At 71.0% G+C, this 23993-nt stretch carries 23 protein-coding genes; 11 read left to right on the top strand and 12 right to left on the bottom strand.

Annotated features, from left to right (window positions below):
• Positions 1–82 precede the first annotated feature (82 nt).
• Positions 83–1117 carry an SAM-dependent methyltransferase gene (locus tag DMA15_RS20685; protein ID WP_125514272.1) on the top strand — a complete coding sequence of 345 codons (1035 nt, stop codon included), beginning with the start codon at positions 83–85 and terminating at the stop codon, positions 1115–1117.
• Here the strand turns inward: DMA15_RS20685 and DMA15_RS20680 are convergent.
• Positions 1082–2245 carry an NADH-quinone oxidoreductase subunit D gene (locus DMA15_RS20680; RefSeq protein ID WP_125514271.1) on the bottom strand — a complete coding sequence of 388 codons (1164 nt, stop codon included), beginning with the start codon at positions 2243–2245 and terminating at the stop codon, positions 1082–1084. The two genes, DMA15_RS20685 and DMA15_RS20680, sit on opposite strands and share 36 nt — an antisense overlap.
• Positions 2246–2367: 122 nt before the next feature.
• Between DMA15_RS20680 and DMA15_RS20675 the strand changes: the two genes are divergently transcribed.
• Together DMA15_RS20675 and DMA15_RS20670 are read left to right on the top strand one after the other, a co-directional pair.
• The gene (locus DMA15_RS20675) at positions 2368–2877 is read left to right on the top strand and encodes a PH domain-containing protein (RefSeq protein WP_125514270.1); all 510 of its coding nucleotides are present in this window, start codon (positions 2368–2370) and stop codon (positions 2875–2877) included.
• Between the two features lie 35 nt (positions 2878–2912).
• Positions 2913–4217: a PH domain-containing protein gene (locus tag DMA15_RS20670; protein WP_125517907.1), complete on the top strand. Its 1305-nt coding sequence runs from the start codon at positions 2913–2915 to the stop codon at positions 4215–4217.
• A gap of 70 nt (positions 4218–4287) precedes the next feature.
• Here DMA15_RS20670 and DMA15_RS20665 read toward each other — a convergent pair whose 3' ends face one another.
• The 4 genes from DMA15_RS20665 to DMA15_RS20650 form a co-directional block, all read right to left on the bottom strand.
• Positions 4288–5295, bottom strand: coding sequence for a hypothetical protein (locus DMA15_RS20665; protein WP_125514269.1), 1008 nt, complete (start codon positions 5293–5295; stop codon positions 4288–4290).
• 157 nt (positions 5296–5452) lie between these two features.
• Positions 5453–6430, bottom strand: a complete 978-nt coding sequence (locus DMA15_RS20660; RefSeq protein WP_125514268.1) for an ABC transporter substrate-binding protein — start codon at positions 6428–6430, stop codon at positions 5453–5455.
• A gap of 38 nt (positions 6431–6468) precedes the next feature.
• Positions 6469–7149: an ABC transporter permease gene (locus DMA15_RS20655; protein ID WP_125514267.1), complete on the bottom strand. Its 681-nt coding sequence runs from the start codon at positions 7147–7149 to the stop codon at positions 6469–6471.
• On the bottom strand, positions 7146–7874 hold the full coding sequence (locus DMA15_RS20650) for an ABC transporter permease (protein ID WP_125514266.1): 729 nt from the start codon (positions 7872–7874) through the stop codon (positions 7146–7148). The genes DMA15_RS20655 and DMA15_RS20650 overlap by 4 nt, the downstream gene beginning before the upstream one ends.
• Before the next feature lie 188 nt (positions 7875–8062).
• Between DMA15_RS20650 and DMA15_RS20645 the strand changes: the two genes are divergently transcribed.
• Complete coding sequence (locus DMA15_RS20645) at positions 8063–9220, top strand: betaine/proline/choline family ABC transporter ATP-binding protein (RefSeq protein WP_125514265.1); 1158 nt, start codon at positions 8063–8065, stop codon at positions 9218–9220.
• A 57-nt stretch (positions 9221–9277) separates the two neighbouring features.
• Here DMA15_RS20645 and DMA15_RS20640 read toward each other — a convergent pair whose 3' ends face one another.
• Positions 9278–10399, bottom strand: a complete 1122-nt coding sequence (locus DMA15_RS20640) for an alpha/beta hydrolase-fold protein (RefSeq protein WP_125514264.1) — start codon at positions 10397–10399, stop codon at positions 9278–9280.
• A gap of 225 nt (positions 10400–10624) precedes the next feature.
• Here DMA15_RS20640 and DMA15_RS20635 point away from each other — a divergent pair, with 225 nt between their 5' ends.
• The 6 genes from DMA15_RS20635 to DMA15_RS20610 all read left to right on the top strand — a co-directional run bounded on the left by DMA15_RS20635 (position 10625) and on the right by DMA15_RS20610 (position 15578).
• Entirely contained in the window at positions 10625–12445 is a 1821-nt protein-coding gene (locus DMA15_RS20635) for a phosphatidylglycerol lysyltransferase domain-containing protein (protein WP_125514263.1), read from the top strand.
• A 31-nt stretch (positions 12446–12476) separates the two neighbouring features.
• Positions 12477–13349 carry a dihydropteroate synthase gene (gene folP, locus DMA15_RS20630; protein ID WP_125514262.1) on the top strand — a complete coding sequence of 291 codons (873 nt, stop codon included), beginning with the start codon at positions 12477–12479 and terminating at the stop codon, positions 13347–13349.
• The gene (locus DMA15_RS20625; RefSeq protein ID WP_125514261.1) at positions 13346–13894 is read left to right on the top strand and encodes a nuclear transport factor 2 family protein; all 549 of its coding nucleotides are present in this window, start codon (positions 13346–13348) and stop codon (positions 13892–13894) included. Before folP ends, DMA15_RS20625 begins: the two co-directional genes overlap by 4 nt.
• A 166-nt stretch (positions 13895–14060) precedes the next feature.
• The gene (gene folB, locus DMA15_RS20620; RefSeq protein ID WP_125514260.1) at positions 14061–14420 is read left to right on the top strand and encodes a dihydroneopterin aldolase; all 360 of its coding nucleotides are present in this window, start codon (positions 14061–14063) and stop codon (positions 14418–14420) included.
• Complete coding sequence (folK, locus tag DMA15_RS20615) at positions 14417–15028, top strand: 2-amino-4-hydroxy-6-hydroxymethyldihydropteridine diphosphokinase (RefSeq protein ID WP_125514259.1); 612 nt, start codon at positions 14417–14419, stop codon at positions 15026–15028. The genes folB and folK overlap by 4 nt, the downstream gene beginning before the upstream one ends.
• Positions 15029–15092: 64 nt before the next feature.
• Entirely contained in the window at positions 15093–15578 is a 486-nt protein-coding gene (locus tag DMA15_RS20610; protein WP_125514258.1) for a DUF3180 domain-containing protein, read from the top strand.
• Positions 15579–15642: 64 nt separating this feature from the next.
• Here DMA15_RS20610 and folE read toward each other — a convergent pair whose 3' ends face one another.
• The 6 genes from folE to dacB form a co-directional block, all read right to left on the bottom strand.
• The gene (folE, locus tag DMA15_RS20605) at positions 15643–16248 is read right to left on the bottom strand and encodes a GTP cyclohydrolase I FolE (protein ID WP_125514257.1); all 606 of its coding nucleotides are present in this window, start codon (positions 16246–16248) and stop codon (positions 15643–15645) included.
• Between the two features lie 110 nt (positions 16249–16358).
• Positions 16359–18383 (bottom strand): ATP-dependent zinc metalloprotease FtsH, encoded by a 2025-nt coding sequence (gene ftsH, locus DMA15_RS20600; protein ID WP_125514256.1) that lies wholly within the window; start codon positions 18381–18383, stop codon positions 16359–16361.
• 215 nt (positions 18384–18598) lie between these two features.
• Positions 18599–19159: a hypoxanthine phosphoribosyltransferase gene (hpt, locus tag DMA15_RS20595; RefSeq protein ID WP_125517906.1), complete on the bottom strand. Its 561-nt coding sequence runs from the start codon at positions 19157–19159 to the stop codon at positions 18599–18601.
• Between the two features lie 53 nt (positions 19160–19212).
• Positions 19213–20250 carry a tRNA lysidine(34) synthetase TilS gene (gene tilS / locus DMA15_RS20590; protein ID WP_125514255.1) on the bottom strand — a complete coding sequence of 346 codons (1038 nt, stop codon included), beginning with the start codon at positions 20248–20250 and terminating at the stop codon, positions 19213–19215.
• A gap of 238 nt (positions 20251–20488) precedes the next feature.
• Entirely contained in the window at positions 20489–21610 is a 1122-nt protein-coding gene (locus DMA15_RS20585) for a zinc-dependent metalloprotease (RefSeq protein WP_125514254.1), read from the bottom strand.
• A 169-nt stretch (positions 21611–21779) separates the two neighbouring features.
• A complete protein-coding gene (gene dacB, locus DMA15_RS20580; protein WP_240660235.1) occupies positions 21780–23258 on the bottom strand; it encodes a D-alanyl-D-alanine carboxypeptidase/D-alanyl-D-alanine-endopeptidase in 1479 nt (492 codons plus the stop codon).
• A gap of 133 nt (positions 23259–23391) precedes the next feature.
• Between dacB and DMA15_RS20575 the strand changes: the two genes are divergently transcribed.
• Positions 23392–23883: an inorganic diphosphatase gene (locus tag DMA15_RS20575; protein WP_030785786.1), complete on the top strand. Its 492-nt coding sequence runs from the start codon at positions 23392–23394 to the stop codon at positions 23881–23883.
• Positions 23884–23993 lie beyond the last annotated feature (110 nt).

Here is a 23993-nt window from a genome sequence, read left to right as displayed (position 1 = left end):
GGCACCCCGGGGTCAACCGGAGGTGCGATCCGTGTGGAGTGCGTGTACTCCCCAAGGTGGAGGCCCCCTTAGCCTGCGGGCTGTGACGTATGACGACGACGGTGGCGGGGCGGGCGTCCCGCGAGGCTGGCGCGAGGCCACGGAGACGGCCCTGTACGGCCCTGACGGCTTCTACCGCCGCACTGAGGGCCCCGCGGGACACTTCCGCACCTCCGTGCACGCCTCGCCCCTCTACGCGGCCGCCGTGGCCCGGCTGCTGTGCCGGGTCGACGCGGCGCTCGACCACCCGGAAGAGGTCGCCTTCGTGGACATGGGCGCGGGCCGCGGCGAACTGACCGAGGGCGTGCTCGCCGCGCTGCCCCCCGATGTCGCGGCACGCGTGCGTGCGTACGCGGTGGAGCGCGCGGAGCGCCCCGCGGGCCTCGACCCGCGCATCGACTGGCGGGCCGCTCCCCCGGCCGGCGTGACGGGCCTGCTCTTCGCCAACGAGTGGCTGGACAACGTCCCCGTGGACATCGCCGAGGTGGCCGCCGACGGAACGCCGCGCCGGGTGCTCGTACGCGACGACGGCACCGAGTCGCCGGGCGGCCCGGTCGACGGTCCCGACGCCGCGTGGCTGGCGCGCTGGTGGCCCCTTGAGGCCGAGCCCGGCCTGCGCGCGGAGATCGGCAGGCCCCGGGACGAGGCGTGGGCGGCTGCCGTGGCGTCCCTGGAGCGCGGTCTGGCGGTCGCCGTGGACTACGCGCACGCCCGGGAGGCGCGCCCGCCCTTCGGGACGCTCACGGGCTTCAGGGCGGGCCGTGAGACGGCTCCCGTGCCGGACGGCAGCTGTGACATCACCGCGCATGTGGCGCTGGACGCCTGCGCGTCGGAGGGTGCCGTGCTGCTCACCCAGCGGGCGGCGCTCGGCGCGCTCGGGGTGAGCGGCGGCCGCCCGCCGCTGTCGCTGGCCTCCGAGGACCCCAGCGCGTACGTACGCGCACTCGCGCTGGCGGGGCAGGCCGCCGAGCTGACGGCGCCCGGCGGGCTCGGGGACTTCGGGTGGCTGGTGCAGCCCGTCGGCCTCCCCGCGGCCGACGCGCTACTTGTCGATGTCGCCGACCACGAAGAAGAGTGACCCGAGGATCGCCACCATGTCCGCGACGAGCTGCCCCGGAAGCAGCTCGGCCAGCGCCTGGATGTTGTTGTACGAGGCCGAGCGCAGCTTCAGGCGGTACGGGGTCTTCTCGCCCTTGGAGACCAGGTAGTAGCCGTTGATGCCGAGGGGGTTCTCGGTCCACGCGTACGTATGGCCCTCGGGGGCCTTGAGGACCTTCGGCAGGCGCTGGTTGATCGGGCCCCGCGGGAGGTCCGCGATCCGGTCCAGGCAGGCGTCGGCGAGGTCGAGGGCGTTGTGGGTCTGCTCCAGGAGGCACTCGAAGCGGGCCAGGCAGTCGCCCTCCTGGCGCGTGACGACCTTCAGGGTGTCCTGGAGTTCGGCGTACGCGAGGTAGGGCTCGTCGCGGCGCAGGTCGAAGTCGACCCCGGAGGCGCGGGCGATGGGGCCGCTCACTCCGTAGGCGTGCACCGCCTCGGGGCTGAGGACGCCGACGCCGCGCGTACGGCCCCGGAAGATCTCGTTGCCGAGCACCAGACCGTCGTACACGTCCATGCGTGACCGCACCGACGCGACGGCCTCCCGCGCGCGGGAGGTCCATCCGGCGGGCAGGTCCTCCTTGAGGCCGCCCACGCGGTTGAACATGTAGTGCATACGGCCGCCGGAGATCTCCTCCATGACGTTCTGCAGCTCCTCGCGCTCGCGGAACGCGTAGAACACCGGGGTGATGCCGCCCAGTTCGAGGGGGTACGACCCGAGGAACATCAGATGGTTGAGCACGCGGTTCAGCTCGGCGAGCAGGGTGCGTGTCCACACCGCGCGCTCGGGGACCTCCATGCCGAGCATCCGCTCGACGGCGAGGACCACGCCGAGTTCGTTCGAGAACGCCGACAGCCAGTCGTGGCGGTTGGCCAGCATCACGATCTGCCGGTAGTCCCGGGCCTCGAAGAGCTTCTCCGCGCCGCGGTGCATGTAGCCGATGACCGGCTCCGCGTGCTGGATGCGCTCGCCGTCCAGGACGAGGCGCAGACGGAGCACGCCGTGCGTGGACGGGTGCTGGGGGCCGATGTTGAGCACCATGTCGGTGCTCTCGGCCGCGCCGCCGATGCCGAGCGTGGTCTGCGTGGTGGTCTCCGTCGTGGGACTCATGCGCACAGTCTCTCGCACGCGCTGCCCGCGTACGCGGCTGGCGGGCCCACCCGTCCGTCCTGGCCGTACGCGGTTGTCCACAGGCCTGCGCGACTGTCGCGGGGCGTACGTACGCTGGGGGCATGGAAACGGGGACGGCAGGGACCGCTGGACCGGCGGGGGCACGGGTCGAGCCGGTGTGGACGGGGCTGCCACGGGGACTGCTGAGGATGCGGCGGCTGCTGCTCGTGGCCTGGCTTGTGCCGCTCGCGGTGGCCACCGGAGTGCTGCTCGGCCTCTTCGCGGGCCCGGCGTGGGCGGCCTTCGCGCTGCTGCCGCTGGCCTTCCTGGTGTGGGGCTGGCCGATGATGGGGCGCAACTGGCTCTCGTGGCGGTATGCCGAGCGCGACGACGACCTGCTCATCAGCCGGGGTGTGCTGTGGCGCGAGGAGACCGTGGTGCCGTACGGCAGGATGCAGCTCGTCGAGGTGACGTCCGGGCCCGTGGAGCGGCACTTCGGACTGGCGAGCGTGCAGCTGCACACCGCTGCCGCCGCCACCGACGCGCGCATCCCGGGGCTGCTCCCCGAGGAGGCCGAGCGGCTGCGCGACCGGCTGACGGAGCTGGGCGAGGCCAGATCGGCGGGGCTGTGAGCGGCATACCGGAGGCCTCGGCCGGCAGCGGGACGATGGAGAGCGTGGCCGTGACCGAGCGGCGGCTGCACCCCGTGACGCCGCTGCGCCGCGCCTGGGCGCCCTTCGCGGTCCTGGTGGGCTGGGCCGTCCACGACCCGAACGGCACGCAGCAGCGCCTCTCCGCGCTGACCACCACGACCCTGCTCCTCGGCAGCGCGGCCGTGCTCCTCGGCGGCGCCGCGTACGGCTTCCTGAGCTGGTGGTTCACCCACTTCGCGGTCACCGACACCGAACTGCGCATCCGCACCGGCCTCTTCTTCCGGCGCACCGCCCACATCCGCCTCGACCGGCTCCAGGCCGTCGACGTGACGCGGCCGCTGCTCGCCCGGATCGCGGGGGTCGCCAAGCTGAAGCTGGACGTCGTCGGCGCCGAGCAGAAGGACGAGTTGGCCTACCTCGGCGAGCGCGACGCCGCCGAACTGCGCGCCGAACTCCTCGCGCGGGCAGCCGGTTTCGCCCCCGCGGAGGCGCGCGAGGTCGGCGAGGCACCGGTGCGCGGCCTGCTCCACGTGCAGCCGCGCATGCTCGCCTTCTCCCTGATGCTGACCGGCGCCCCCTGGGCGATGCTCGTCGCCGCGACCGTCGTCCCGACGGCCCTGTGGTTCGCCACGCACAACCTGTGGACGGTGCTCGCCACCGGACTGCCCATCCTGGGCGGCGCGTTCGCGAGCAGCGGCGGGCGCTTCATCAAGGAGTACGACTGGACGGTGGGCGAGTCCCCGGACGGCCTGCGCATCGACCACGGACTGCTCGACAAGGCGCACGAGACGGTGCCGCCGGGGCGCGTGCAGACCGTGCACATCGTGCAGCCCCTGCTGTGGCGGCGGTACGGCTGGGTGCGGGTGGAGCTGGACGTGGCGGGCTCGGCCAACAGCGTGCTGGTGCCGGTGGCTCCCCGGGAGCTGGCCGAGGCGGTGATCGCCCGCGTCCTGCCGGGCGCGCGCGTGCCGGAGCCCGCCGAGCTGTCCCGGCCTCCCGCGCGGGCGGCATGGTGCGTGCCGCTCTGGTGGAAGGGGTACGGACTCGTGGTCACCGACGCGGTCTTCGCGGCGCGGCACGGCCTGCTCAAGCGCCGCCTGTCGCTGGTGCCGCACGCCAAGGTGCAGAGCGTGCGGCTCTCACAGGGGCCCTGGGAGCGGGTCAAGGGCGTCGCCGACGTACGAGTGGACACGGGCGCCAACAAGACGGTGACGGCCCGCCTGCGCCCCGCCGAGGAGGCCGCCAAGCTCCTCCACGCCCAGGCGGACCGCTCCCGCACGGGCCGCGACGAGGCCCGCCCGGACCGCTGGATGGCGTAAGCGGGGGCTGCGCCCCGTAAGGGGCGCGGGGAACTGCGCGACCAGCCACGACGCACCCGCAGCGGAGCGACTACGCCCGAAGGGCGCTACGCAACTCCCCCACGTCAATCTGCTCGGTCTCATCATGCGCCGTCAGATCGATGACCCGCCCGTCCGCCTTATGGACCGCGAGGGCCTCCTCGCCCACCACGTCGGCGAGGTCCTCGTCCTGCACGGACTCCAGCGCGGCCGGAGCCGCACCCGCCGCACCCTTCGTGCCGAAGAAGTCGAACCCGCCCTGGGGCATGGCGCGCCGCGCCTGAACGGGCGGCGCGACGGCGACCGCGCGCTCGTGCCCGCCGAATCCGTCGGCCGCCCCGGACTTCCCCGGGCGGTCACCCCGAGAAGCGTCATCGGCTTCGTGCCGGACAGCGAGACGGTCGAGCGCCGCGTTGGCCCGCAGGAAGAGCGAGGACGTGAGGCCCCCGTCCGCCCGGACCGACGACTTCCCGGAGCCCTCGGCGGAACCCTTGGCCCGCGCGCCCGGCACCGGCGCCCCCGCCCGCACCGCGGGCACCAACTCCGAGGCCCCCGTGCCAGAAGCCGTGCCGGAAGCCGGAAGCTCCGGCGCCGACGAGGACGACGTCGCCTCGATGGCGAGCAGCCGCCGCCCCTCAAGGGCGCTGGCCCGCTCGGTCTCCGCGGTCGCGTACCGCCGCAGCAGCGCGGCGTGTTCGTTGCGCAGGGCGGCAAGCTCGGACCGCTTGGCGCGCAGCTTGGTCTCCAGCTTGCCCCGCAACTCGCGGGACTCGTCGAGGTCGGACTCGACCTCGGCTATCCGCTCCTCGTAGCGCCACTCGTCGCTCGCTCGCGCGCGCGTGAGTTCGGCGACGCGCTTGCCCGCCGCCTGGTCCCAGCGGCGCATGACGACCGAGCCGACGACCGCGGCGGCCGCCGCGGCGGCGACGAGCCCGCGGAGCACGATCGGTTCCGCGAACATCCAGGCGCCGCCGGCGCAGAGAAGAGAGACGCCTGCGACCGTCGAAGGAGGAAGCAGCCTGTGCAGGGGTGGGGAATGGCGGTGACGTCCACGTGGCATGGCCAGAAACTTACCGCGCGTAGGCGAAGTCCGGAGCCCCGCCCGCCAAAAAGCAGGTGCCACATCGATAACTCGCCACAACTCCCCACCCCTCCTCCGCTTTGCTCCGGCGGTCAACTTCCGCTTCGACCCCGGAACTGCCCTGACCGCCTCTTGATCAACTTCCGATCAGGCCCTTCGACTCCAGATACTCCTTCGCGACATCCGCTTCCTTCTGACGCTCCTCGTCGACCTTCCGGTTGAGTTCCATGAGGTCTTCCGTCGTGAGCGTCTTGGTCAGCTTCGCGAGCGCGTCGGCTATCTCCTTGCCGCCCGCGTCCTTGGCGTTGACGACGGGAAGGATGTTGTCCGCGTTCTGCAGCTTCTTGTCGTCCTCGAGGATCACGAGGTCGTAGTTCTTGAGCGTCGCGTCGGTCGTCGTGGTCAGCACCAGCTGGTCCGTGCCGTTCTTGACGGCCTGCTTGGACTGCGTGGTGCCGACGCCCTTCGGGTCGATTCCGGTGACATCGATCCCATACTTCTTCTTCAGGCCGGGCGCGCAGAACGGCCGGGTCTCGCATTCGTCGCCCGCCGCGATCCTGACCTTCTCCCCCGACTTGCCGAGATCCGAGAGGGTCTTGAGCTTGTGCTTCTCGGCGTATTCCCTGGAGACCGCGAACGCGTTCTGGTCGACCGCCTCGCCCGCCGGGAGCACCTTCAGACCCTGCGGCTTCGCGAGCTTCTCCAGCGCGCTCACCGTCGTGTCGAGATCGCTGGAGGCGACCGTCTTCGCCTTCGGGCCGTTCTTCTCAAGGTTGAGGAATTCCGCGAGCGTCGCGGCGTATTCGGGCGCGATGTCGATCGAGCCCTTCTTCAGTTCGGGCTTGTAGATCTCGCGGTTCTGCACGGTCTTGACCTGCGCGTCATATCCGGCCTCCTCGAGAACGCCCACGTACAGCTCGGCGAGGACCTTCTGCTCGGTGAAGCGCGCCGAACCCACCACGAGCGAGCCCTTCTTGCCGTCACCCGCCTTGTCCGCCCCCTTGCCGTCGTCCTCCAGGCTGTCCCCGCCGCACGCGGCGAGACCCGCGGTCAGCGCCACGACGGCCGCGGCCGCCCCTGCCATCCGTCGCGCGCGACGCGTTGTGCTGTTCATCGGTGAACCACCATTTCGAAAGGGAGAGAAGACAAAACTCAGTGGGTCACCCCGCCGGACCGCCGCATCGGGTCGAAGAGGCGCCCCGCCACGACCAGGACGCCCTCCACCAGGAGCGCGAGCAGCGCCACCAGGAAGGCGCCCGCGACCACCTGCGGGGTGTTCTGCAGGTTGAATCCCGCGGTGATGATCCGGCCGAGGCCGCCCTCGCCCGCCATCGCGGCGAGCGTGGCCGTCGCGACGACCTGCACCCCCGCCGAGCGGACGCCGGTCATGATCAGCGGATACGCGAGCGGCAGCTCGACCCGCGCGAAGAGCTGACCGCCGCTCATGCCCATCCCGCGCGCCGCCTCCACCACCGCCCGGTCGACCTCGCGCATCCCGAGGTAGGCGTTGGTCAGCAGCGGCGGCACGGCGAACAGGACCAGCGCGATCAGCGTCGGGGCGTCGCCGTGCTCACCGAGCGGGGTGAGCGTGAGCAGGATCAGCAGGGCGAGCGTGGGCACCGCGCGGCCGACGTTGGAGATGTTGACCGCGAGGGCGCCGCCCTTGCCGATGTGGCCGAGGTAGAGCGCGAGGGGCAGCGCGATCAGGCAGGCGACGGCGAGGCAGACCCCGCTGAAGTACAGGTGCTCGGCCAGGCGGTGCCACACCCCCTTCTCGCCCTGCCAGTTGGCGCCCGTGGCCAGCCAGTCGTACGCACCGGTGATCGCGTTCATGCAGGTTCAGCCACCTTGGCCACGGCCGCCTTGCGCGCGGCGCGGCTCGTCCGTATTCGATGGACCCTCGTCCAGGGCGTCAGCCACCGCTGGAGCCCGAGCAGCAGCAGGTCGGCGACGACGGCCAGCAGCACGCAGAGCACGGACGCCGTGAGCACCTGCGCCTTGAAGGTCGTGTCGAGGCCGTCGAGGATCAGCGTGCCGAGGCCGCCGTAGTCGACGATGGCGCCGACGGTCGTCAGCGCGACCGTGGAGACGGTGGTGATGCGGACGCCGGCCAGCAGCGCGGGCAGCGCGAGCGGCAGCTCCACCTCCCACAGGAGCCTCAACGGGCCGTACCCCATCCCCCTGGCGGCATCGCGTGCCTCTTCGGGGACGGCTTGGAGACCGGCCAGGATGTTCCGCACGAGGACCGTCAGGGAGTACAGCACAAGGCCCGTGACGACCAGCGAGACCGAGAGTCCGAAGAACGGCAGGAGCAGCGAGAACATCGCGAGCGAGGGGACCGAGTACAGCACGGTCGTCACGCCGAGGATGGGTCCCGACAAAAAGCGCCACCGGCGGGCGAGGAGCGCGAGCGGCAGGGACACGGCGAGGCCTATCGCCACCGAGGCGAGCGTGATCCCGACGTGCTGAAGGGTGGCGTCGGTCAACTCCTGGCTGCGCGTGCGGAGGTACTCCCCGCAGATCCAGTCGTTCGTCACCAGACAGTTCTGCTCGGCCACGCGCCCCACCTCCCCCGAATCCCTGGACGTATGCCGCACACACGTCCCCCCGTGTCTGGCGACCCTAACGCGCGGCACTGACAATCGCCGAGACTCCTCGTGCGGCCGCAACACGGCCGTCACGCACGGCCCGCCACCACCCGAGACCGCCTGCCACAGTCCGCCACCGCCCGGCACAATGGGGAAACATGATCCGGTTCGAGCACGTCACCAAGCGCTACGCGGACGGCACCACGGCCGTCGACGATCTGTCCTTCGAGGTCGCCGAGGGTGAACTGGTCACGCTCGTCGGCCCGTCGGGCTGCGGCAAGACGACCACGATGAAGATGGTGAACCGGCTCATCGAGCCGAGTGAGGGCCGGATCTTCGTCGACGGGGACGACATATCCGCCATCGACCCCGTGCAGCTCAGACGCCGCATCGGCTACGTCATCCAGCAGGTCGGCCTCTTCCCGCACAAGACCGTCCTGGAGAACACGGCGACCGTGCCGCACCTGCTCGGCGTCAAGCGCGGCAAGGCCCGCGAGCGCGCCGCCGAACTCCTCGACCTGGTCGGCCTCGACCCGTCCGTCTTCGGCGACCGCTACCCCGAACAGCTCTCCGGGGGCCAGCGCCAGCGCGTCGGCGTGGCCCGCGCCCTGGCGGCCGATCCGCCGGTGCTCCTGATGGACGAGCCGTTCGGCGCGGTCGACCCCGTGGTGCGCGAGCACCTTCAGAACGAGTTCCTGCGCCTCCAGCAGTCCGTGCGCAAGACGGTCCTGTTCGTCACGCACGACATCGAGGAGGCCGTCCGCCTCGGCGACCGCATCGCGGTCTACGGAGAGGGCCGCATCGAGCAGTTCGACACCCCCTCGACGGTCCTCGGTGCCCCCGCCAACGCGTACGTGGCCGACTTCGTCGGCGCGGACCGCGGTCTGAAGCGGCTCTCCGTGACCCCGATCGAGGAGGGCGACCTGGAACAGCCTCCCGTGGTGCACCTGGACGACGCGCTGCCCAAGGACCTCGACGCCCGCTGGGCGGTCGTCCTGGACGGCGACAACAACCTGCACGGCTGGATCTCCGCCGAGCACGCGCGCGTGGGCCACGGCACGGTCCGCGAGCACGCCCGGCGCATGGAGGCGTGGCTGCCGGTGGGCGCGAGCCTGAAGCAGGCGTTCGCGACGATGCTCCAGCACGACGCGGGCTGGATCGCGGTCATCGACAAGGAGAGCGAGGGCCGCTTCCTGGGCGTGCTGACACCGGCCGGGCTGCATGAGGCCTTGCGCCGCTCGACGGCGGCGGACGCCCGTGACATCGCGCGGGCCGAGGTCGAACTGGAGACGATCGCGGCGATCGGCGCCGACTGATCCGCGGTTCTCCGGGGGCCGCCGGGCCGACCGAGGTCATCCGGGCCGCCGGGGCCGTCAGTCGCCGCTGAGCCGTCCGCTCATCCACTGGAGGGTGGCGGGGATCTCCCTGCGCCAGGTGTTGAAGTTGTGCCCACCGCTTTCGAGCGTGATCGACGACACGCGCGTGGGCGCCTTCACCTTGTCGATGAACCTCAAGGTGTCCTGGTAGTTGTCCTCGCCCTTCTTGCTGCTGGTCACCAGCAAGGACGTCTTGGGCGCCGGCTTGTGGTCGAGGTACCACATGAGGTCGGCCTCGCGCTCCAACTGCTTGTCACCGTGGAAGAGATCGCCGGTGGTGACGTCGATGGGCGCCTTGTAGTAGGCCGAGAGGCCCGCGGCGGCGCCGTACTTGTCGGGGTGGTGCACGGCGAGCTTCAAGGCGCAGTAGCCGCCCGTGGAGTCGCCGATGATGCCCCAGTTCCGGGCCTTGGAGCCCACCCTGTAGTGCTGCGAGAGAGCGTCGGGCAGGTCCTTGGCGAAGAACGTCTCGGTCTGCGGGCCGCCGGGGATGTCCACGCACTCCGTGTCGCGCGGCGGCGCCACGGTCGGCCGCATCATGACCAGGATCATCGGCTGCATCTTGCCGTCGGCGGCCAGCTTGTGGGCGGTCTGGGGGTAGTGCAGCCCTTTGATGAGCGCCTCGGCGGTGCCCGGGTAGCCGGTGAGGGCCACGGCCGCGGGGAACGTGCGGTTGCGGTACTGCGGCTGGAAGTACTCGGGCGGCAGGTAGACGTAGGCGGGGCTGCCTATCCGTGACTCCTTGCCGCCGACCTCGATCTTCTGGATCTGACCGCCGAGGGACGGGCGGCTGCCGCCGGGCACGTTCACGGTCTGGGTGTCGACGACCTTGACGGGCCCTGAGCCCCCTTTGGCCGGATCGTGGTCCACCACTATCCCCGGGCTCGTCTCCTGGCCGAAGAGGTCGGCCCAGGTGGCGTAGAAGCCGAAGGCCTGGTTGGCCGCGAGACCCACCGATGCGAAGATCGCGATCTGGGTGGCCAGGAGCAGCCCCACGCGGCCGGTGACGGCCTTCCAGGAGCGGCGGGCCAGCCGCGGCCAGAGCCAGATCGTGCCGAAGAAGAGCAGTACGGCCAGCAAGACCGCAAGGGCGAGGACCTTGTTGCTCGTGAGACCCATAGGGTGTTCCTGCCTGCGCTTTCTACTACCGTTGCCTCGGGGTTCCGGGCTGTTGCTCGCCTAGGATGTTGCCCGAGCTTCTCCAGCCGTTTCCGGCGAGGAATGAACCCGTTTCCCTGAAGGACCGTCCTAGAGGGCGCAAAGGTGCCGGATGCCGTTTTGGCACCGGATTCAAGCTCTCTCGCAGAACTACAGGATGCGATGTCTGTCAGGATAGATGGCGAAATGTCGGGTGGGGTTCCGGGCGGTGACGACCGGCACCGCGACGGCCGCCTCCACCGGATACTGCGCGGCCCGCGCCCCGAGGCCGTGCCGACCCTCGTCGCCAGAGCCTGCACGATCGTAGGCCTGCTGAACGTGGCGGCAGGTGTCTTCCCCCGCTTCCGGCACAGCCGCATGCACGCCATCGCCGAGGTTCTGCCCGGGGCGCTCGGCCCCTTCGCGGCCGCGCTCGCGCTCAGCTCCGGCATTCTGCTGCTCCTGCTCGCCCACGGTCTGCGGCGCCACAAGCGGCGGGCCTGGCGGGCCGCCGTGGTGCTGCTGCCCGCGGGAGCCGTGGCGCAGTTCACATACCGGCACTCGGTGATCGGTGTCGTGATCTCGCTCGCGCTCCTCGCACTGCTGCTGCGCCATCGGAGTGAGTTCACGGCCCTGCCCGACCCGCGCAGCCGCTGGCGCGCGCTGGCCAACTTCGTCCTCCTCGGGGCGGGTTCCATCCTGCTGGGGCTGGTGATCGTAAGCGTCCACCCCGGCAAGGTCATCGGGGACCCCAGTATCACCGAACGCCTCCAGCACGTCCTCTACGGCCTCTTCGGCTTCGAGGGCCCGGTCGGCTACTACGGCAGTACGTCCTGGACCGTCGGCTTCTCCCTCGGCGCCCTCGGCATGCTCACCGCCCTCACCACCATCTACCTGGCCTTCCGCCCCGAGCACCCGGCCGCCCGCCTCACCGAGGACGACGAGGCGAAGCTGCGCGCCCTGCTCGACCGGCACGGCGCCCGCGACTCGCTCGGCCACTTCGCGCTCCGCCGCGACAAGGGCGTCGTCTTCTCCCCCAGCGGCAAGGCCGCCGTCACCTACCGCGTCGTCTCCGGGGTGATGCTCGCCAGCGGCGACCCGATCGGCGACGTCGAGGCCTGGCCCGGCGCCATCGAGCGCTTCATGGACGAGGCGAAGGCCCACTCCTGGACGCCCGCCGTGATGGGCTGCTCCGAGACGGGCGGCGAGGTCTGGACCCGCGAGACCGGCCTCGACGCCCTCGAACTGGGCGACGAGGCGGTGGTGGACGTCGCGGATTTCTCCCTGTCCGGGCGTGCGATGCGCAACGTACGCCAGATGGTCAAGCGGATCGAGCGCAATGGCTACGAGACGCGCGTACGGCGCATCCGTGACCTCGGTGAGCAGGAGCTCGCCAAGATCCAGCGCGCCGCCGACGACTGGCGCGGCACCGACACCGAGCGCGGCTTCTCCATGGCGCTCGGCCGCATCGGCGACCCGAACGACGGCGACTGCCTGATCGCCACCGCCCACAAGGCCGACGAGGAGGCGGGCCCCTACGGAGACCTCAAGGCCGTCCTCCACTTCGTCCCGTGGGGCAAGGACGGCGTCTCCCTGGACCTCATGCGCCGCGACCGCTCCGCCGACCCCGGCATGAACGAGCTGCTCATCGTGGCCGCCCTCCAGGCCGCACCGAAGCTCGGCATCACGCGCGTCTCGCTCAACTTCGCGATGTTCCGCGCGGCCCTCGCCCGCGGCGAGAAGATCGGCGCGGGCCCGGTCCTGCGCGCCTGGCGGGGCCTGCTGGTCTTCCTGTCGCGCTGGTTCCAGATCGAGTCCCTGTACAAGTTCAACGCGAAGTTCCGCCCCCGCTGGGAGCCCCGCTTCGTCGTCTACCGCTCCAGCAAGGACCTGCCCCGCATCGGCTTCGCCGCCATGCAGGCAGAGGGCTTCGTCACCCTCGCGCTCCCCCGCTTCCTGCGCAGGGGCACCACCCAGCCGCGCCCCTGCCCCCACCAGAGCACGGAACGCGAGATGCAGACGGCGTAACCCGTCCCCTTCCGGGGCCTACGCTGGACACATGAGTACGTTGCGCGGGCGGGGATCGGTCCAGGGGCTGCCGGAGTGGGACCGCTGTGCGGTCATGGGCGTCGTGAACGTCACGCCCGACTCCTTCTCCGACGGCGGCCGCTGGTTCGACACCACGGCCGCCGTCAAGCACGGCGTCGACCTCGTCGCCCAGGGCGCCGACCTCGTCGACGTCGGCGGCGAGTCGACCCGTCCCGGCGCGACCCGCGTGGACGAGGACGAGGAGCTGAAGCGCGTCGTCCCCGTGGTGCGGGGCCTGACCGCCGAAGGCGTCACCGTCTCCGTGGACACCATGCGCGCCAGCGTCGCCGAGCAGGCGCTCGCCGCGGGCGCCGTCCTCGTCAACGACGTCAGCGGCGGCCTCGCCGACCCGCGCATGGTTCCCGCGGTCGCCGCCGCCGGTGCCCCCTTCGTGGTCATGCACTGGCGGGGCTTCCTCACCGACATGCACGCCAAGCCCGTCTACGAGGACGTGGTCTCCGAAGTCGTCGGCGAGCTCCACGCGCGCGTGGCCGCCGCCATCGAGGGCGGCATCGCCCCCGAGCGCATCGTCGTCGACCCGGGCCTCGGCTTCTCCAAGGAGGCCGAGCACGACCTGGCGCTCCTGGCCCGCCTCGACCGGCTGCGCGATCTCGGCCACCCCCTCCTGGTCGCCGCCTCCCGCAAGCGGTTCCTCGGCCGGGTCCTCGCGGGCCCCGAGGGCGCCCCACCGCCCGCCCGCGAGCGCGACGCCGCCACCGCCGCGGTCTCCGCCATCGCCGCCCACCAGGGCGCCTGGGCGGTCCGTGTGCACGAGGTGCGGGCCACGGCGGACGCGGTGCGCGTCGCCCAGGCCGTGACGGACGCAGCCGGCGGCCACCTGTGACCGGGGCTGCCCGCACCGACATCGAGCAGGTCGAGCTGGCCAACACCGCCTTTTACGAAGCACTGGAGCGCGGCGACTTCGACAAGGTCTCCGACCTGTGGCTGGACTCCGAGGCCGACACCGTCAGCGACGACCCGGACACCGACGACGACCGCACGGACGAGAACGCCGAGCACGCCGAGCGCAGCGCCGACGGGGACGCCGTCTCCTGCGTCCACCCCGGCTGGCCCGTCCTCACCGGCCGCGGCGAGGTCCTCAGGTCGTACGCACTGATCATGGCGAACACGGAGTACATCCAGTTCTTCCTGACCGACCTGAAGGTCGGCGTCGCCGGTGACACCGCCCTGGTCACCTGCACCGAGAACATCCTCAGCGGCGGCCCGCCCCCCGAGGGCGGCGGTGAACTGGGACCGCTCGTGGGGCAGCTCGTGGTCGCCACGAACGTGTTCCGCCGCACACCCGACGGCTGGAAACTGTGGTCGCACCACGCCTCGCCCGTCCTGGCCGAAACCGACGACGAAGAGGGTGACGAGAACCCCTCCTGAGTGGGTAGGGGCCAGGGAACAGCGGGGGCGGCGGGGCCGGCGGACCGCGTCGGAAGGCCCCGCGGGCGAGCACTGTCAGTGCTCGCAGGTAGATTCGATCGAGGCTGGTGTGCCGACCGCACTCGGCGCAGGCCTGCCGATACCGACGATTGCAGGAGTGATTCGCGTGGATCGTGTCGCGCTGCGCGGCCTCAAGGCCCGCGGGCACCACGGTGTCTATCCGCGGGAGCGCGAAGAGGGCCAGACCTTCATCGTGGACCTCGTTCTCGGCCTGGACACGCGAGCGGCCGCGGCCGACGACGACCTGGCGAAGACCGTGCACTACGGCATCGTGGCCGAGGAGGTCGTGGCCGCCGTCGAGGGCGAGCCCGTCGACCTCATCGAGACCCTCGCCGAGCGCATCGCCCAGACGTGTCTGAAGCACGAAGGCGTCCTGGAGGTCGAGGTGTGCGTCCACAAGCCGGACGCCCCGATCACCGTGCCCTTCGACGATGTGACCGTCACCATCACCCGGAGCCGAGTATGACTGCGCCCTTCAAAGCGGGTCAGAGCGACCCGACCGTCCAGCCGGTGCCCACCTCCGTGGTCGAGCAGGTGGACGCGGCGGGCAGCACCCTGTCCAACCCCAAGCGTGCCGTGATCTCCCTCGGCAGCAACCTCGGCAACCGCCTGGAGACCCTCCAGGGCGCCGTCGACGCCCTGGAGGACACCCCCGGCCTGCGGGTCAAGGCGGTCTCTCCGGTGTACGAGACCGAGCCGTGGGGCGTGGACCCCGGCACTCAGCCCTCGTACTTCAACGCCGTGGTCGTGGTGAAGACGACCCTGCCGCCCTCCTCGCTCCTGGAGCGCGCGCAGGCCGTCGAGGAGGCCTTCCACCGCGTCCGCGACGAGCGCTGGGGCCCGCGCACGATCGACGTGGACATCGTGGCCTACGCCGACGTGGTCTCCGACGACCCGGCGCTCACCCTGCCCCACCCGCGCGCGCACGAGCGCGCCTTCGTCCTCGCCCCCTGGCTCGACGTCGATCCCGAGGCCCAGCTCGTCGGCCGCGGCCCGGTCGCCGAGCTGCTCGCCGCCGTCACCCGCGACGGCGTCGCGCCCCGTGCCGACCTGGAACTCCGGCTGCCGGAATAGTCGTTAGGGTCTACAAGATCCGCCGCAGGGTCCGTACGACGATGAAGGCAACGAAGGGTCACCCGTGAAGCAACTGCGCATCAGGACACTGGCCGGCCTCTTCGCCGTGGCCGGAGTGCTGTCCTGGTCGGGCGCCCGGCTGTGGGACTCCCTCGGCAGCCTGCCCCGGGTCCCGCTGGCCGCGCCCATCGTGCTCGCGGTGATCGCCGTCGTACTCCTGTCGACGGCGCTCTCGCTGCGCTCGCGGCTGCGGGCCCAGCGGGAGCGCCGCCCCGGCGCGAAGGGCGTCGAGCCGCTGATGGCCGCGCGCGCGGTCGTCTTCGGCCAGGCCAGCGCCCTGGTCGCGGCGCTCGTCGCGGGGATGTACGGCGGCGCGGGCGCGTTCCTGCTCGAATCCCTTGAGGTCCCGGCCCGCCGCGACCAGGCGATCTACGCCGGGCTCTCGGTCCTGATGGGCATCGCGGTGATAGCGGCGGCCCTGTTCCTGGAGCGGGTCTGCAAGCTCCCCGAGGACGACGACGAGAACGGCCAGGCGGCCCCGGCGACCTGACAGCGGGCTCGGCGGGATCGTCCGGCCCAGCGGGGCTCGTCCCGCCCAGCGGGGCTCGGGCGGCTCAGCGGGCCATGATCAGACTCATCGCCTCATTGCGCGTCGCGGGGTCCCTCAGCTGACCGCGGACCGCCGAGGTGATGGTCTTGGCGCCGGGCTTGCGCACCCCGCGCATCGTCATGCACATGTGCTCGCACTGGATGACCACGATCACACCGCGCGGTTCCAGTATCTCCATCAGGGAGTCCGCGATCTGCGTGGTCAGCCGCTCCTGCACCTGCGGCCGGCGCGCGTACACATCGACGAGGCGGGCGAGCTTCGACAGACCCGTGATCTTGCCGTCCACCGACGGGATGTACCCGACGTGGGCGACGCCGACGAACGGGACCAGATGATGCTCACAGGAGCTCATGACCTCGATGTCCTTCACCAGGACCATCTCGTCGTGCCCCAGGTCGAACGTCGTCGTCAGGACGTCCTCCGCCTTCTGCCGCAGCCCGGAGAATATTTCCCGGTACGCCCGGGCGACGCGGGCCGGGGTCTCCAGGAGGCCCTCGCGGTCGGGGTCCTCCCCGACGGCGATCAGAAGCTCACGCACGGCGTTCTCGGCCCGCTTCTCGTCGAACTCGCCGATCGAGTGCTCGCCGTCCAGCGTCACCGGGTCGGTCATGTTGTGCCTCGTTCCTGTGCGTTTCACGCGGGCATACGAAAGTGCCGCGCCCCCCAGGCTAAAACCTGGGGGGCGCGACATTCATTCCGGGCCTGCTGAGGCGCGCGGGGTCAGCTCTCGGGGCGGTCCTCCGGGGCCACCTCGAGGTGCTTCTCCGTGCTGCCCGAGGTCACCGCGGGGGTGGCGCCGTTCGCACCGTTCGTCAGTGACAGCTCCTTGGGGGAGAGCACCGGCGGGCGGGTCGAGGGCGTACGCCGCGAGGAGCCGGTCCACGCCGGGCGGGCCGGACGCTTCACGATCCCGGCGAAGATCTCCGCGATCTGCTCCTTGTTGAGGGTCTCCTTCTCGAGGAGCTGGAGAACCAGGTTGTCGAGGATGTCGCGGTTCTCGACGAGGATCTCCCACGCTTCGTTGTGCGCGGTCTCGATGAGCTTCTTGACCTCTTCGTCGACCAGCGCGGCGACCTCTTCGGAGTAGTCCCGCTGGTGCGCCATCTCGCGCCCGAGGAACGGCTCGGTGTTGTCCCCGCCGAACTTGATCGCGCCCAGACGCTCGGTCATGCCGTACTGCGTGACCATCGCGCGTGCGGTGGCCGTGGCCTTCTCGATGTCGTTCGCCGCGCCCGTCGTCGGGTCGTGGAAGACGAGCTCCTCGGCCGCGCGCCCGCCCAGCATGTACGCGAGCTGGTCGAGCATCTCGTTGCGCGTGGTGGAGTACTTGTCCTCTTCGGGCAGGACCATGGTGTAACCCAGGGCCCGGCCGCGGGACAGGATCGTGATCTTGTGGACCGGGTCCGAGTTCGGGGAAGCCGCCGCGACCAGGGCGTGTCCGCCCTCGTGGTACGCGGTGATCTTCTTTTCCTTGTCGGACATGATCCGGGTCCGCTTCTGCGGGCCCGCCACGACGCGGTCGATCGCCTCGTCCAGCGCGTGGTTGTCGATCAGCTTCCGGTCGCCGCGCGCCGTCAGGAGCGCCGCTTCGTTCAGCACGTTCGACAGGTCGGCGCCGGTGAAGCCCGGCGTGCGACGGGCCACCGCGCCGAGGTCCACGTCCGGGGCGACCGGCTTGCCCTTCTGGTGGACCTTGAGGATCTCCAGACGGCCCTGCATGTCCGGGCGGTCGACGGCGATCTGCCGGTCGAAGCGGCCGGGGCGCAGGAGCGCGGGGTCGAGGATGTCGGGGCGGTTCGTGGCGGCGATCAGGATGACGCCGCCCTTCACGTCGAAGCCGTCCATCTCGACCAGCAGCTGGTTCAGCGTCTGCTCGCGCTCGTCGTGGCCACCGCCGAGGCCCGCGCCGCGGTGCCGGCCGACGGCGTCGATCTCGTCGACGAAGACGATCGCCGGGGCGTTCGCCTTGGCCTGCTCGAAGAGGTCGCGCACACGGGAGGCACCGACACCGACGAACATCTCGACGAAGTCGGAACCGGAGATCGAGTAGAACGGAACCCCGGCCTCACCGGCGACGGCGCGCGCGAGGAGCGTCTTGCCGGTGCCGGGCGGGCCGTAGAGGAGCACGCCCTTGGGGATCTTGGCGCCGACGGCCTGGAACTTCGCCGGCTCCTGGAGGAACTCCTTGATCTCGTGGAGCTCCTCGACGGCTTCGTCCGAACCCGCCACATCGGAGAAGGTCGTCTTCGGGGTGTCCTTGGTGATGAGCTTGGCCTTGGACTTCCCGAAGTTCATGACCCGGGAGCCGCCGCCCTGCATCTGATTCATCAGGAACAGGAAGACGACCACGATGAGGACGAAGGGGAGGAGGGAGAGCAGGATGCCGACGAAGGGGTTCTGCTTCGACGGGGAGACGGTGTAACCGTCCTTGATCTGCTTGTCCTCGTACTTGGCCTGCAGAGACTTTGCGAGGTCGACGCCCTGGTCGCCGATGTAGCTCGCCTGGATCTTGCTGCTGCCCTTGACCTTCTCGTCACCCTTGAGCTCGACCTTGATGATCTGCTCGTCACCGGTGGTGAGTTTGGCCGACTCGACCTTGTTGTCGTTGATCGCCTGAACGACCTGACCGGTGTCAACCGTCTTGTAGCCACCGGACGAGCCGACGACCTGCATCAACACGACCACGGCAAGGACGGCCAGCACGATCCACATGACTGGCCCACGGAAGTATCGCTTCACGTCCATCCATACGGAGCGAAGACGCCCCGTCCCTCCTGCCATAGTGAGTTTGATAAAGACTGTTCTTCGGACGGTACCCCAGCATTGTGACCCGAAGCCGCACGGGACGGCTGGCAAACCCGCCTTCGCATGGTCCAACGGCGGGAAACGGGTGAGGGTTCCCCGCCGCCGTACCCAGTCCTGCGGATGTCAGGCCCCGCGGGCCTCAGGTCCGGCGGGCGTCAGCCGCCGTAGACGTGCGGGGCCAGCGTGCCGACGAAGGGGAGGTTGCGGTACTTCTCCGCGAAGTCCAGGCCATAGCCCACGACGAACTCGTTCGGGATGTCGAAGCCGATCCACTTCACGTCGATCGCGACCTTCGCCGCCTCCGGCTTGCGCAGCAGCGTGCACACCTCCAGGGAGGCGGGCTCGCGCGAGCCGAGGTTGGACAGCAGCCAGGACAGCGTCAGGCCGGAGTCGATGATGTCCTCGACGATCAGGACGTGCTTGCCCTTGATGTCCGTGTCCAGGTCCTTGAGGATCCGGACCACGCCGGAGGACTGGGTGCCCGCGCCGTACGACGACACGGCCATCCAGTCCATCGTGACGGGGGTGGCCAGCGCACGCGCCAGGTCCGCCATGACCATCACGGCGCCCTTGAGGACACCGACGATCAGCAAGTCCTTGCCCGCGTACTCCGCGTCGATCTTCGCGGCCAGCTCCGCCAGCTTCGCGTCGATCTCTTCCTTGGTGATGAGCACCGACTTGAGGTCGGTGCCCATGTCTTTCGCGTCCACCCGCATCACTTTCGGTCGTCCCACCGGCCGACCGGCCCGCGATGAGCACGGGCCGCACGTCAGCCTTGCCGGATCACCAGTCTGCCACCCTGGCGCTGAGCCACGACTTTGCCCGGGAGATTGATGGCTCCCTGGCCGCGCCAGCCAGTGATCAGGCGGTCCACCTCTTCGATGTGCCGGGCGAAGAGCGAACCGGCGGGTGCCCCGGCCTCGATGGCGGCCCTGCGCACGATGCGGCGGCGTACGGCGGCCGGCAGGGCGTAGAGCTTGGCGCACTCCAGGAGGCCCGCGGCGTCGCGCACGGTCGCCTCGGCCTGGGCGGCCCAGGTGTCGAGCGCGTCCGCGTCGTCGCGGGAGAGCTGGGCCGTGCGGGCGAGCGCTTCGACGACGCCCTTGCCGAGCGCCTTCTCCAGGGCGGGCAGACCCTCGTGGCGCAGCCGGGAGCGGGTGTACGCCGGGTCGGCGTTGTGCGGGTCGTCCCAGACGGGCAGCGACTGGACCATGCACGCCTTGCGGGCGGTCTGGCGGTCGATGTGCAGGAAGGGGCGGCGGTAACGGCCCGCGACCCCCGAGGTCGCGGCCATTCCGGACAGGGAGCGGATGCCGGAGCCGCGGGCGAGGCCGAGCAGGACGGTCTCCGCCTGGTCGTCGCGCGTGTGGCCGAGCAGGACGGCGGCCGCCGCGTGCCGTTCGGCGGCGGCGTCCAGGGCGGCGTACCGGGCGTCCCGGGCGGCTGCTTCCGGGCCTCCCTCGCGGCCCACGCGCACGGTGACGGACTCGACCGGGTCGAGGCCGAGCGCGGTGAGGCGCACGAGGACCTCGGCGGCGCGCAGATCGGAGCCGGGCTGCAGGCCGTGGTCGACGGTGACGCCGCCGGCGCGGATGCCGAGCTTGGGGGCCTCGAAGGCGAGGGCGGAGGCGAGCGCCATGGAGTCGGCGCCGCCGGAGCAGGCGACGAGCACGAGCGGCTGGGGGGCGTGCTCGTGCGCGAGGGGTGGGGGGTCGTTCTCGGAGCTGCGCTGTACGTCGGTCAGTACGTCGTGGAGTACGCGGCGGACCGCCAGGCGTATCGCCGCGACCGCAGGATGGGGACCCATGTCCGGTTCCCTTCGTGAAGTTCGGGGGTGAGCCTCGGACCAATCACTCAGGACCCACTCCGGAGTCCGGAGGCTTGGTCTCCCAGGCCTCGGGCCCCCGAGTGTTCAGTCACTCAGAGTGTGTCGATGGTGACAGAGCCGAGCCGTTCCCCGAGCATTGCACGCCTACCCCTCGCCTACGGTCCCTCGGACGGGTGATTGCGGGGGCGTTCTCCTGCCATCGGCCGCATCCGGTCCCTCAGTCTCCCTTACGGTGCACCCTCGCGACCCAGTCCGCCGGTTTGGCGATCTCCGCCTTCGTGGGCAGGGTGTTCGGTGAAGTCCATACGCGGTTGAAGCCGTCCATGCCGACCTCCTGCACGACCGCGCGTACGAAGCGCTCGCCGTCCCGGTATTGGCGCAATTTCGCGTCGAGGCCGAGGAGCTTGCGCAGGGCCTGGTCGAGGCGGCTGGCGCCGCGGGCCCTGCGCTCCTTGAACTTCTCGCGGATCTCGGTGACGGAGGGCACCACGTCGGGGCCGACGCCGTCCATCACGAAGTCCGCGTGGCCCTCCAGGAGCGACATCACGGCCGTGAGGCGGGCGAGGATCTCGCGCTGGGCGGGGGTCTGCACCAGCTCGACGATGGAGCGGCTCGCGTCGTCCTCCTCGCCCTCCGGGCGGCCTCCCGCGAACGACTGGGCGGCCTCCCTGACGCGCTCGAGGACCGTCATCGGGTCGACGTCGGTCTCGCCGAGGAACGACTGGATCTCGCCTTCGAGATGGTCGCGCAGCCAGGGGACGGCGGTGAACTGGGTGCGGTGCGTCTCCTCGTGGAGGCAGACCCAGAGGCGGAAGTCGTGGGGGTCCACGTCCAGTTCGCGCTCCACGTGCACGATGTTCGGGGCCACCAGGAGGAGCCTGCCGCCGCCGTTCGCCCCTGCGGGGAGGGCTCGGGTGGCGGGGGCGAAGGTCTCGTACTGGCCGAGGACGCGGGAGGCCAGGAACGACAGGAGCATGCCCAGCTCCACGCCGGTCACCTTGCCGCCGACCGCGCCGAGGACCGCGCCGCCGGGGCCGCTGCCCCGCTTGTCCTGCATCTTGTCCAGGAGGGGCTTGAGGATCTCGCGGAAGCCGGCGACGTTCGCCTTGATCCAGCCTGCTCTGTCGACGACGAGGACGGGGGTGTCGTGGGCGTCCTCCGTACCCATGCCCGTGAAGGAACGGACGTGCTCCTCCGAGGACTTGGCATGCCGGCGCAGCTCGGCGACGATGGCTCGCGCCTCGTCCCGGCTCACCTCTGGGCCCGGCCGCACGAGCCGGGTCGCGGTCGCCACCGCGAGGTTCCAGTCGACCATCTCCGCACCACCGATGCTCGTCATGCGTCAACGGTACGTGCTGGCCCCCTCTGGCGGAGGGTGTTGACCCCCCAGGTTGCCCCGGACCTTGCCCCTAGGGGGCTCGGTGGCTTTAAGCGTGCGAGTTGTGTGTGGCTGACCGCGCCGTTCCCCGCGCCCCTTCGGGGCGCTCTGTTCCGGGCCCGCGGGGGCGTTAGCGGCAGCCGCAGTTGGCTACCGTTGAGGCCATTTGGTCCAGGGTTTTCTGGGCCGCCTGGGCGTCCCTCGTGCCTGTGGTCATGAAAGCGAAGAGCAGAAGGCGGCCGTCCGCGTCCACGACCGTGCCCGCCAGGGTGTTCACGCCGGTGAGGGTGCCCGTCTTGGCGCGTACCAGGCCCGTGCCCGGGGACTCCTTGGGGTAGCGGTCGACCAGGGTGCCGGTGAAGCCCGCCACCGGCAGGCCCGTCACCACGGAGCGCAGTTCGGGGCGGGCCGGATCGGCGGCGCGGTCCAGGAGGGCGGCCAGGAGTTCGGCGGAGAGCCGGTCGGCGCGGTCCAGGCCGCTGCCGTCGGCGAACTCCGCTCCGGCGAGGGGCAGCCCGAGCTTGGCGAGCTGGGCGCCGACCGCCCGGCCCGCGCCGTCGAAGCTGACCGGCTCCTTCGCGGCGAGGGCCGTCTGGCGGGCCAGGGCCTCGGCGATGTCGTTGTCGCTGTGGGTCAGCATCCGCTCGACCAGGAAGGACAGGGGCGGCGACTCGACCTTGGCGAGGGACGAGGCACGGGGGGACGCCTTGGAGGGGCCGGGGTCGGCTTCCAGGTGGATGCCCTCGTCCTTGAGGAAGCCCGCGAACTTCCTCGCCGCGTCGCCCGCCGGGTCCCCCGCGCGCGGGGCGGGCCCGCTGGAGGAGTCGTCGAGCCGGCCCTCGTCGGCCATCAGGGCGCTGACCGGCGTGATGTTCTCGTTGGGGCCGATGGGGTGCTGCGGCGGCCCGGAGTACAGCGAGGTGTCGTAGGAGAGCGCCACCTTGTCGATGTCGCGGGACTTCAGCGCGCGGGCGGTGTCCTCGGCGAGCGTGCGCAGGTTCGCGGCGGTGTCGGTGTAGCGGCCGTCCTTGCGGGCGGTCAGCGTGGGGTCGCCGCCGCCGACCAGGACGACGTCCTTGGAGTCCGGCTCGATGACCGTCGTGGTGGCGATGCGGTGGTCGGGCCCCGCGGCCGAGAGCGCCGCGACGGCCGTGGCGATCTTGATGGTCGACGCGGGCGTCAGGCCGTCCCCCGCCCCCTTGCCGTAGACCCGCTTCCCGGAGACCGCGTCGAGGACGACGGCCGAGCGCTCCGGGCCGAGCGCGGGGTCCTTCAGGAGGGGGTCGAGTACGTCCGCCAGCGCGCGGTCCGTGGGCCTCGGAGCCGCCCCCGCGGGCGCGCCGAGCCCGGTGAGCACGGACGGGGCGCTCGGGGCGGTCTCGGGCGTCCCGGCGGCCCCGTGACCACCGTGATCTGCGCCACCCCCGGCCTCCTGAGCAGCGGCCCAGTCCCGCTCGGCCGTACGCTGACCGGAGGAGTCCCAAGGGCCGGCCGCGGCCACCGCCCCGGCCGAGATCACCAGGCCGAGGGTGGCGGCACCCGCCGTGAGCTGCAAGGTCGTGAGCTTTCCCGAGAACCGGGGGAGCTTGAGGGCGGAAGGCTTTGGCAGCTGTTCCAAAAGCTGTCGAGGCCGCTGCCAAGGCTTGAGCTCCGGCACGACGACCAGCCCCTTTCGCGATCACACATCTGCGTGAGGGACACTTAATCACCCGAAGTATGTGCTGATCATGGAGGAGCCACCCGTGGAGTTCGACGTCACCATCGAGATTCCGAAGGGTTCGCGGAACAAGTACGAGGTGGACCACGAGACCGGCCGGATCCGTCTGGACCGTCGCCTCTTCACGTCGACCAGCTACCCCGCGGACTACGGCTTCGTCGAGAACACCCTCGGCGAGGACGGTGACCCGCTGGACGCCCTGGTCATCCTGGACGAGCCGACCTTCCCCGGATGCCTCATCAAGTGCCGCGCGATCGGCATGTTCCGGATGACCGACGAGGCGGGCGGCGACGACAAGCTGCTCTGCGTCCCGGCCTCGGACCCCCGGGTGGAGCACCTGCGTGACATCCACCACGTTTCCGAGTTCGACCGCCTGGAGATCCAGCACTTCTTCGAGGTCTACAAGGACCTGGAGCCCGGCAAGTCCGTGGAAGGCGCCGACTGGGTCGGCCGCGCGGACGCCGAGGCCGAGATCGAGAAGTCGTACAAGCGCTTCGAGGCGCAGGGCGGCCACTGAGCCTCCCGGCCCCGCACGGGCCGCGCGATCCGGCTTCCGGACCGCGCGGCCCGTTCGCGTATCTGTGCCCATACTGGCCATACGGAGGGTGCGTACGAGTCGTATGAGAA

It is taken from the genome of Streptomyces sp. WAC 01529, assembly GCF_003945545.1.
Taxonomy (GTDB): domain Bacteria; phylum Actinomycetota; class Actinomycetes; order Streptomycetales; family Streptomycetaceae; genus Streptomyces; species Streptomyces anatolicus.
Note: the sequence above shows the minus strand (reverse complement) of the source record. Positions and strands in the feature narration are given on the sequence as shown.

Bases quoted from the DNA above. Each gene is read 5' to 3' on its own strand.
- DMA15_RS20680 (WP_125514271.1), bottom strand. From the start codon at position 2,245: ATGAGTCCCACGACGGAGACCACCACGCAGACCACGCTCGGCATCGGC.
- DMA15_RS20675 (WP_125514270.1), top strand. From the start codon at position 2,368: ATGGAAACGGGGACGGCAGGGACCGCTGGACCGGCGGGGGCACGGGTC.
- DMA15_RS20670 (WP_125517907.1), top strand. From the start codon at position 2,913: ATGGAGAGCGTGGCCGTGACCGAGCGGCGGCTGCACCCCGTGACGCCG.
- DMA15_RS20665 (WP_125514269.1), bottom strand. From the start codon at position 5,295: ATGCCACGTGGACGTCACCGCCATTCCCCACCCCTGCACAGGCTGCTT.
- DMA15_RS20660 (WP_125514268.1), bottom strand. From the start codon at position 6,430: ATGAACAGCACAACGCGTCGCGCGCGACGGATGGCAGGGGCGGCCGCG.
- DMA15_RS20655 (WP_125514267.1), bottom strand. From the start codon at position 7,149: ATGAACGCGATCACCGGTGCGTACGACTGGCTGGCCACGGGCGCCAAC.
- DMA15_RS20645 (WP_125514265.1), top strand. From the start codon at position 8,063: ATGATCCGGTTCGAGCACGTCACCAAGCGCTACGCGGACGGCACCACG.
- DMA15_RS20640 (WP_125514264.1), bottom strand. From the start codon at position 10,399: ATGGGTCTCACGAGCAACAAGGTCCTCGCCCTTGCGGTCTTGCTGGCC.
- DMA15_RS20635 (WP_125514263.1), top strand. From the start codon at position 10,625: ATGTCGGGTGGGGTTCCGGGCGGTGACGACCGGCACCGCGACGGCCGC.
- folP (WP_125514262.1), top strand. From the start codon at position 12,477: ATGAGTACGTTGCGCGGGCGGGGATCGGTCCAGGGGCTGCCGGAGTGG.
- folK (WP_125514259.1), top strand. From the start codon at position 14,417: ATGACTGCGCCCTTCAAAGCGGGTCAGAGCGACCCGACCGTCCAGCCG.
- folE (WP_125514257.1), bottom strand. From the start codon at position 16,248: ATGACCGACCCGGTGACGCTGGACGGCGAGCACTCGATCGGCGAGTTC.
- ftsH (WP_125514256.1), bottom strand. From the start codon at position 18,383: ATGGACGTGAAGCGATACTTCCGTGGGCCAGTCATGTGGATCGTGCTG.
- hpt (WP_125517906.1), bottom strand. From the start codon at position 19,159: ATGCGGGTGGACGCGAAAGACATGGGCACCGACCTCAAGTCGGTGCTC.
- tilS (WP_125514255.1), bottom strand. From the start codon at position 20,250: ATGGGTCCCCATCCTGCGGTCGCGGCGATACGCCTGGCGGTCCGCCGC.
- DMA15_RS20585 (WP_125514254.1), bottom strand. From the start codon at position 21,610: ATGACGAGCATCGGTGGTGCGGAGATGGTCGACTGGAACCTCGCGGTG.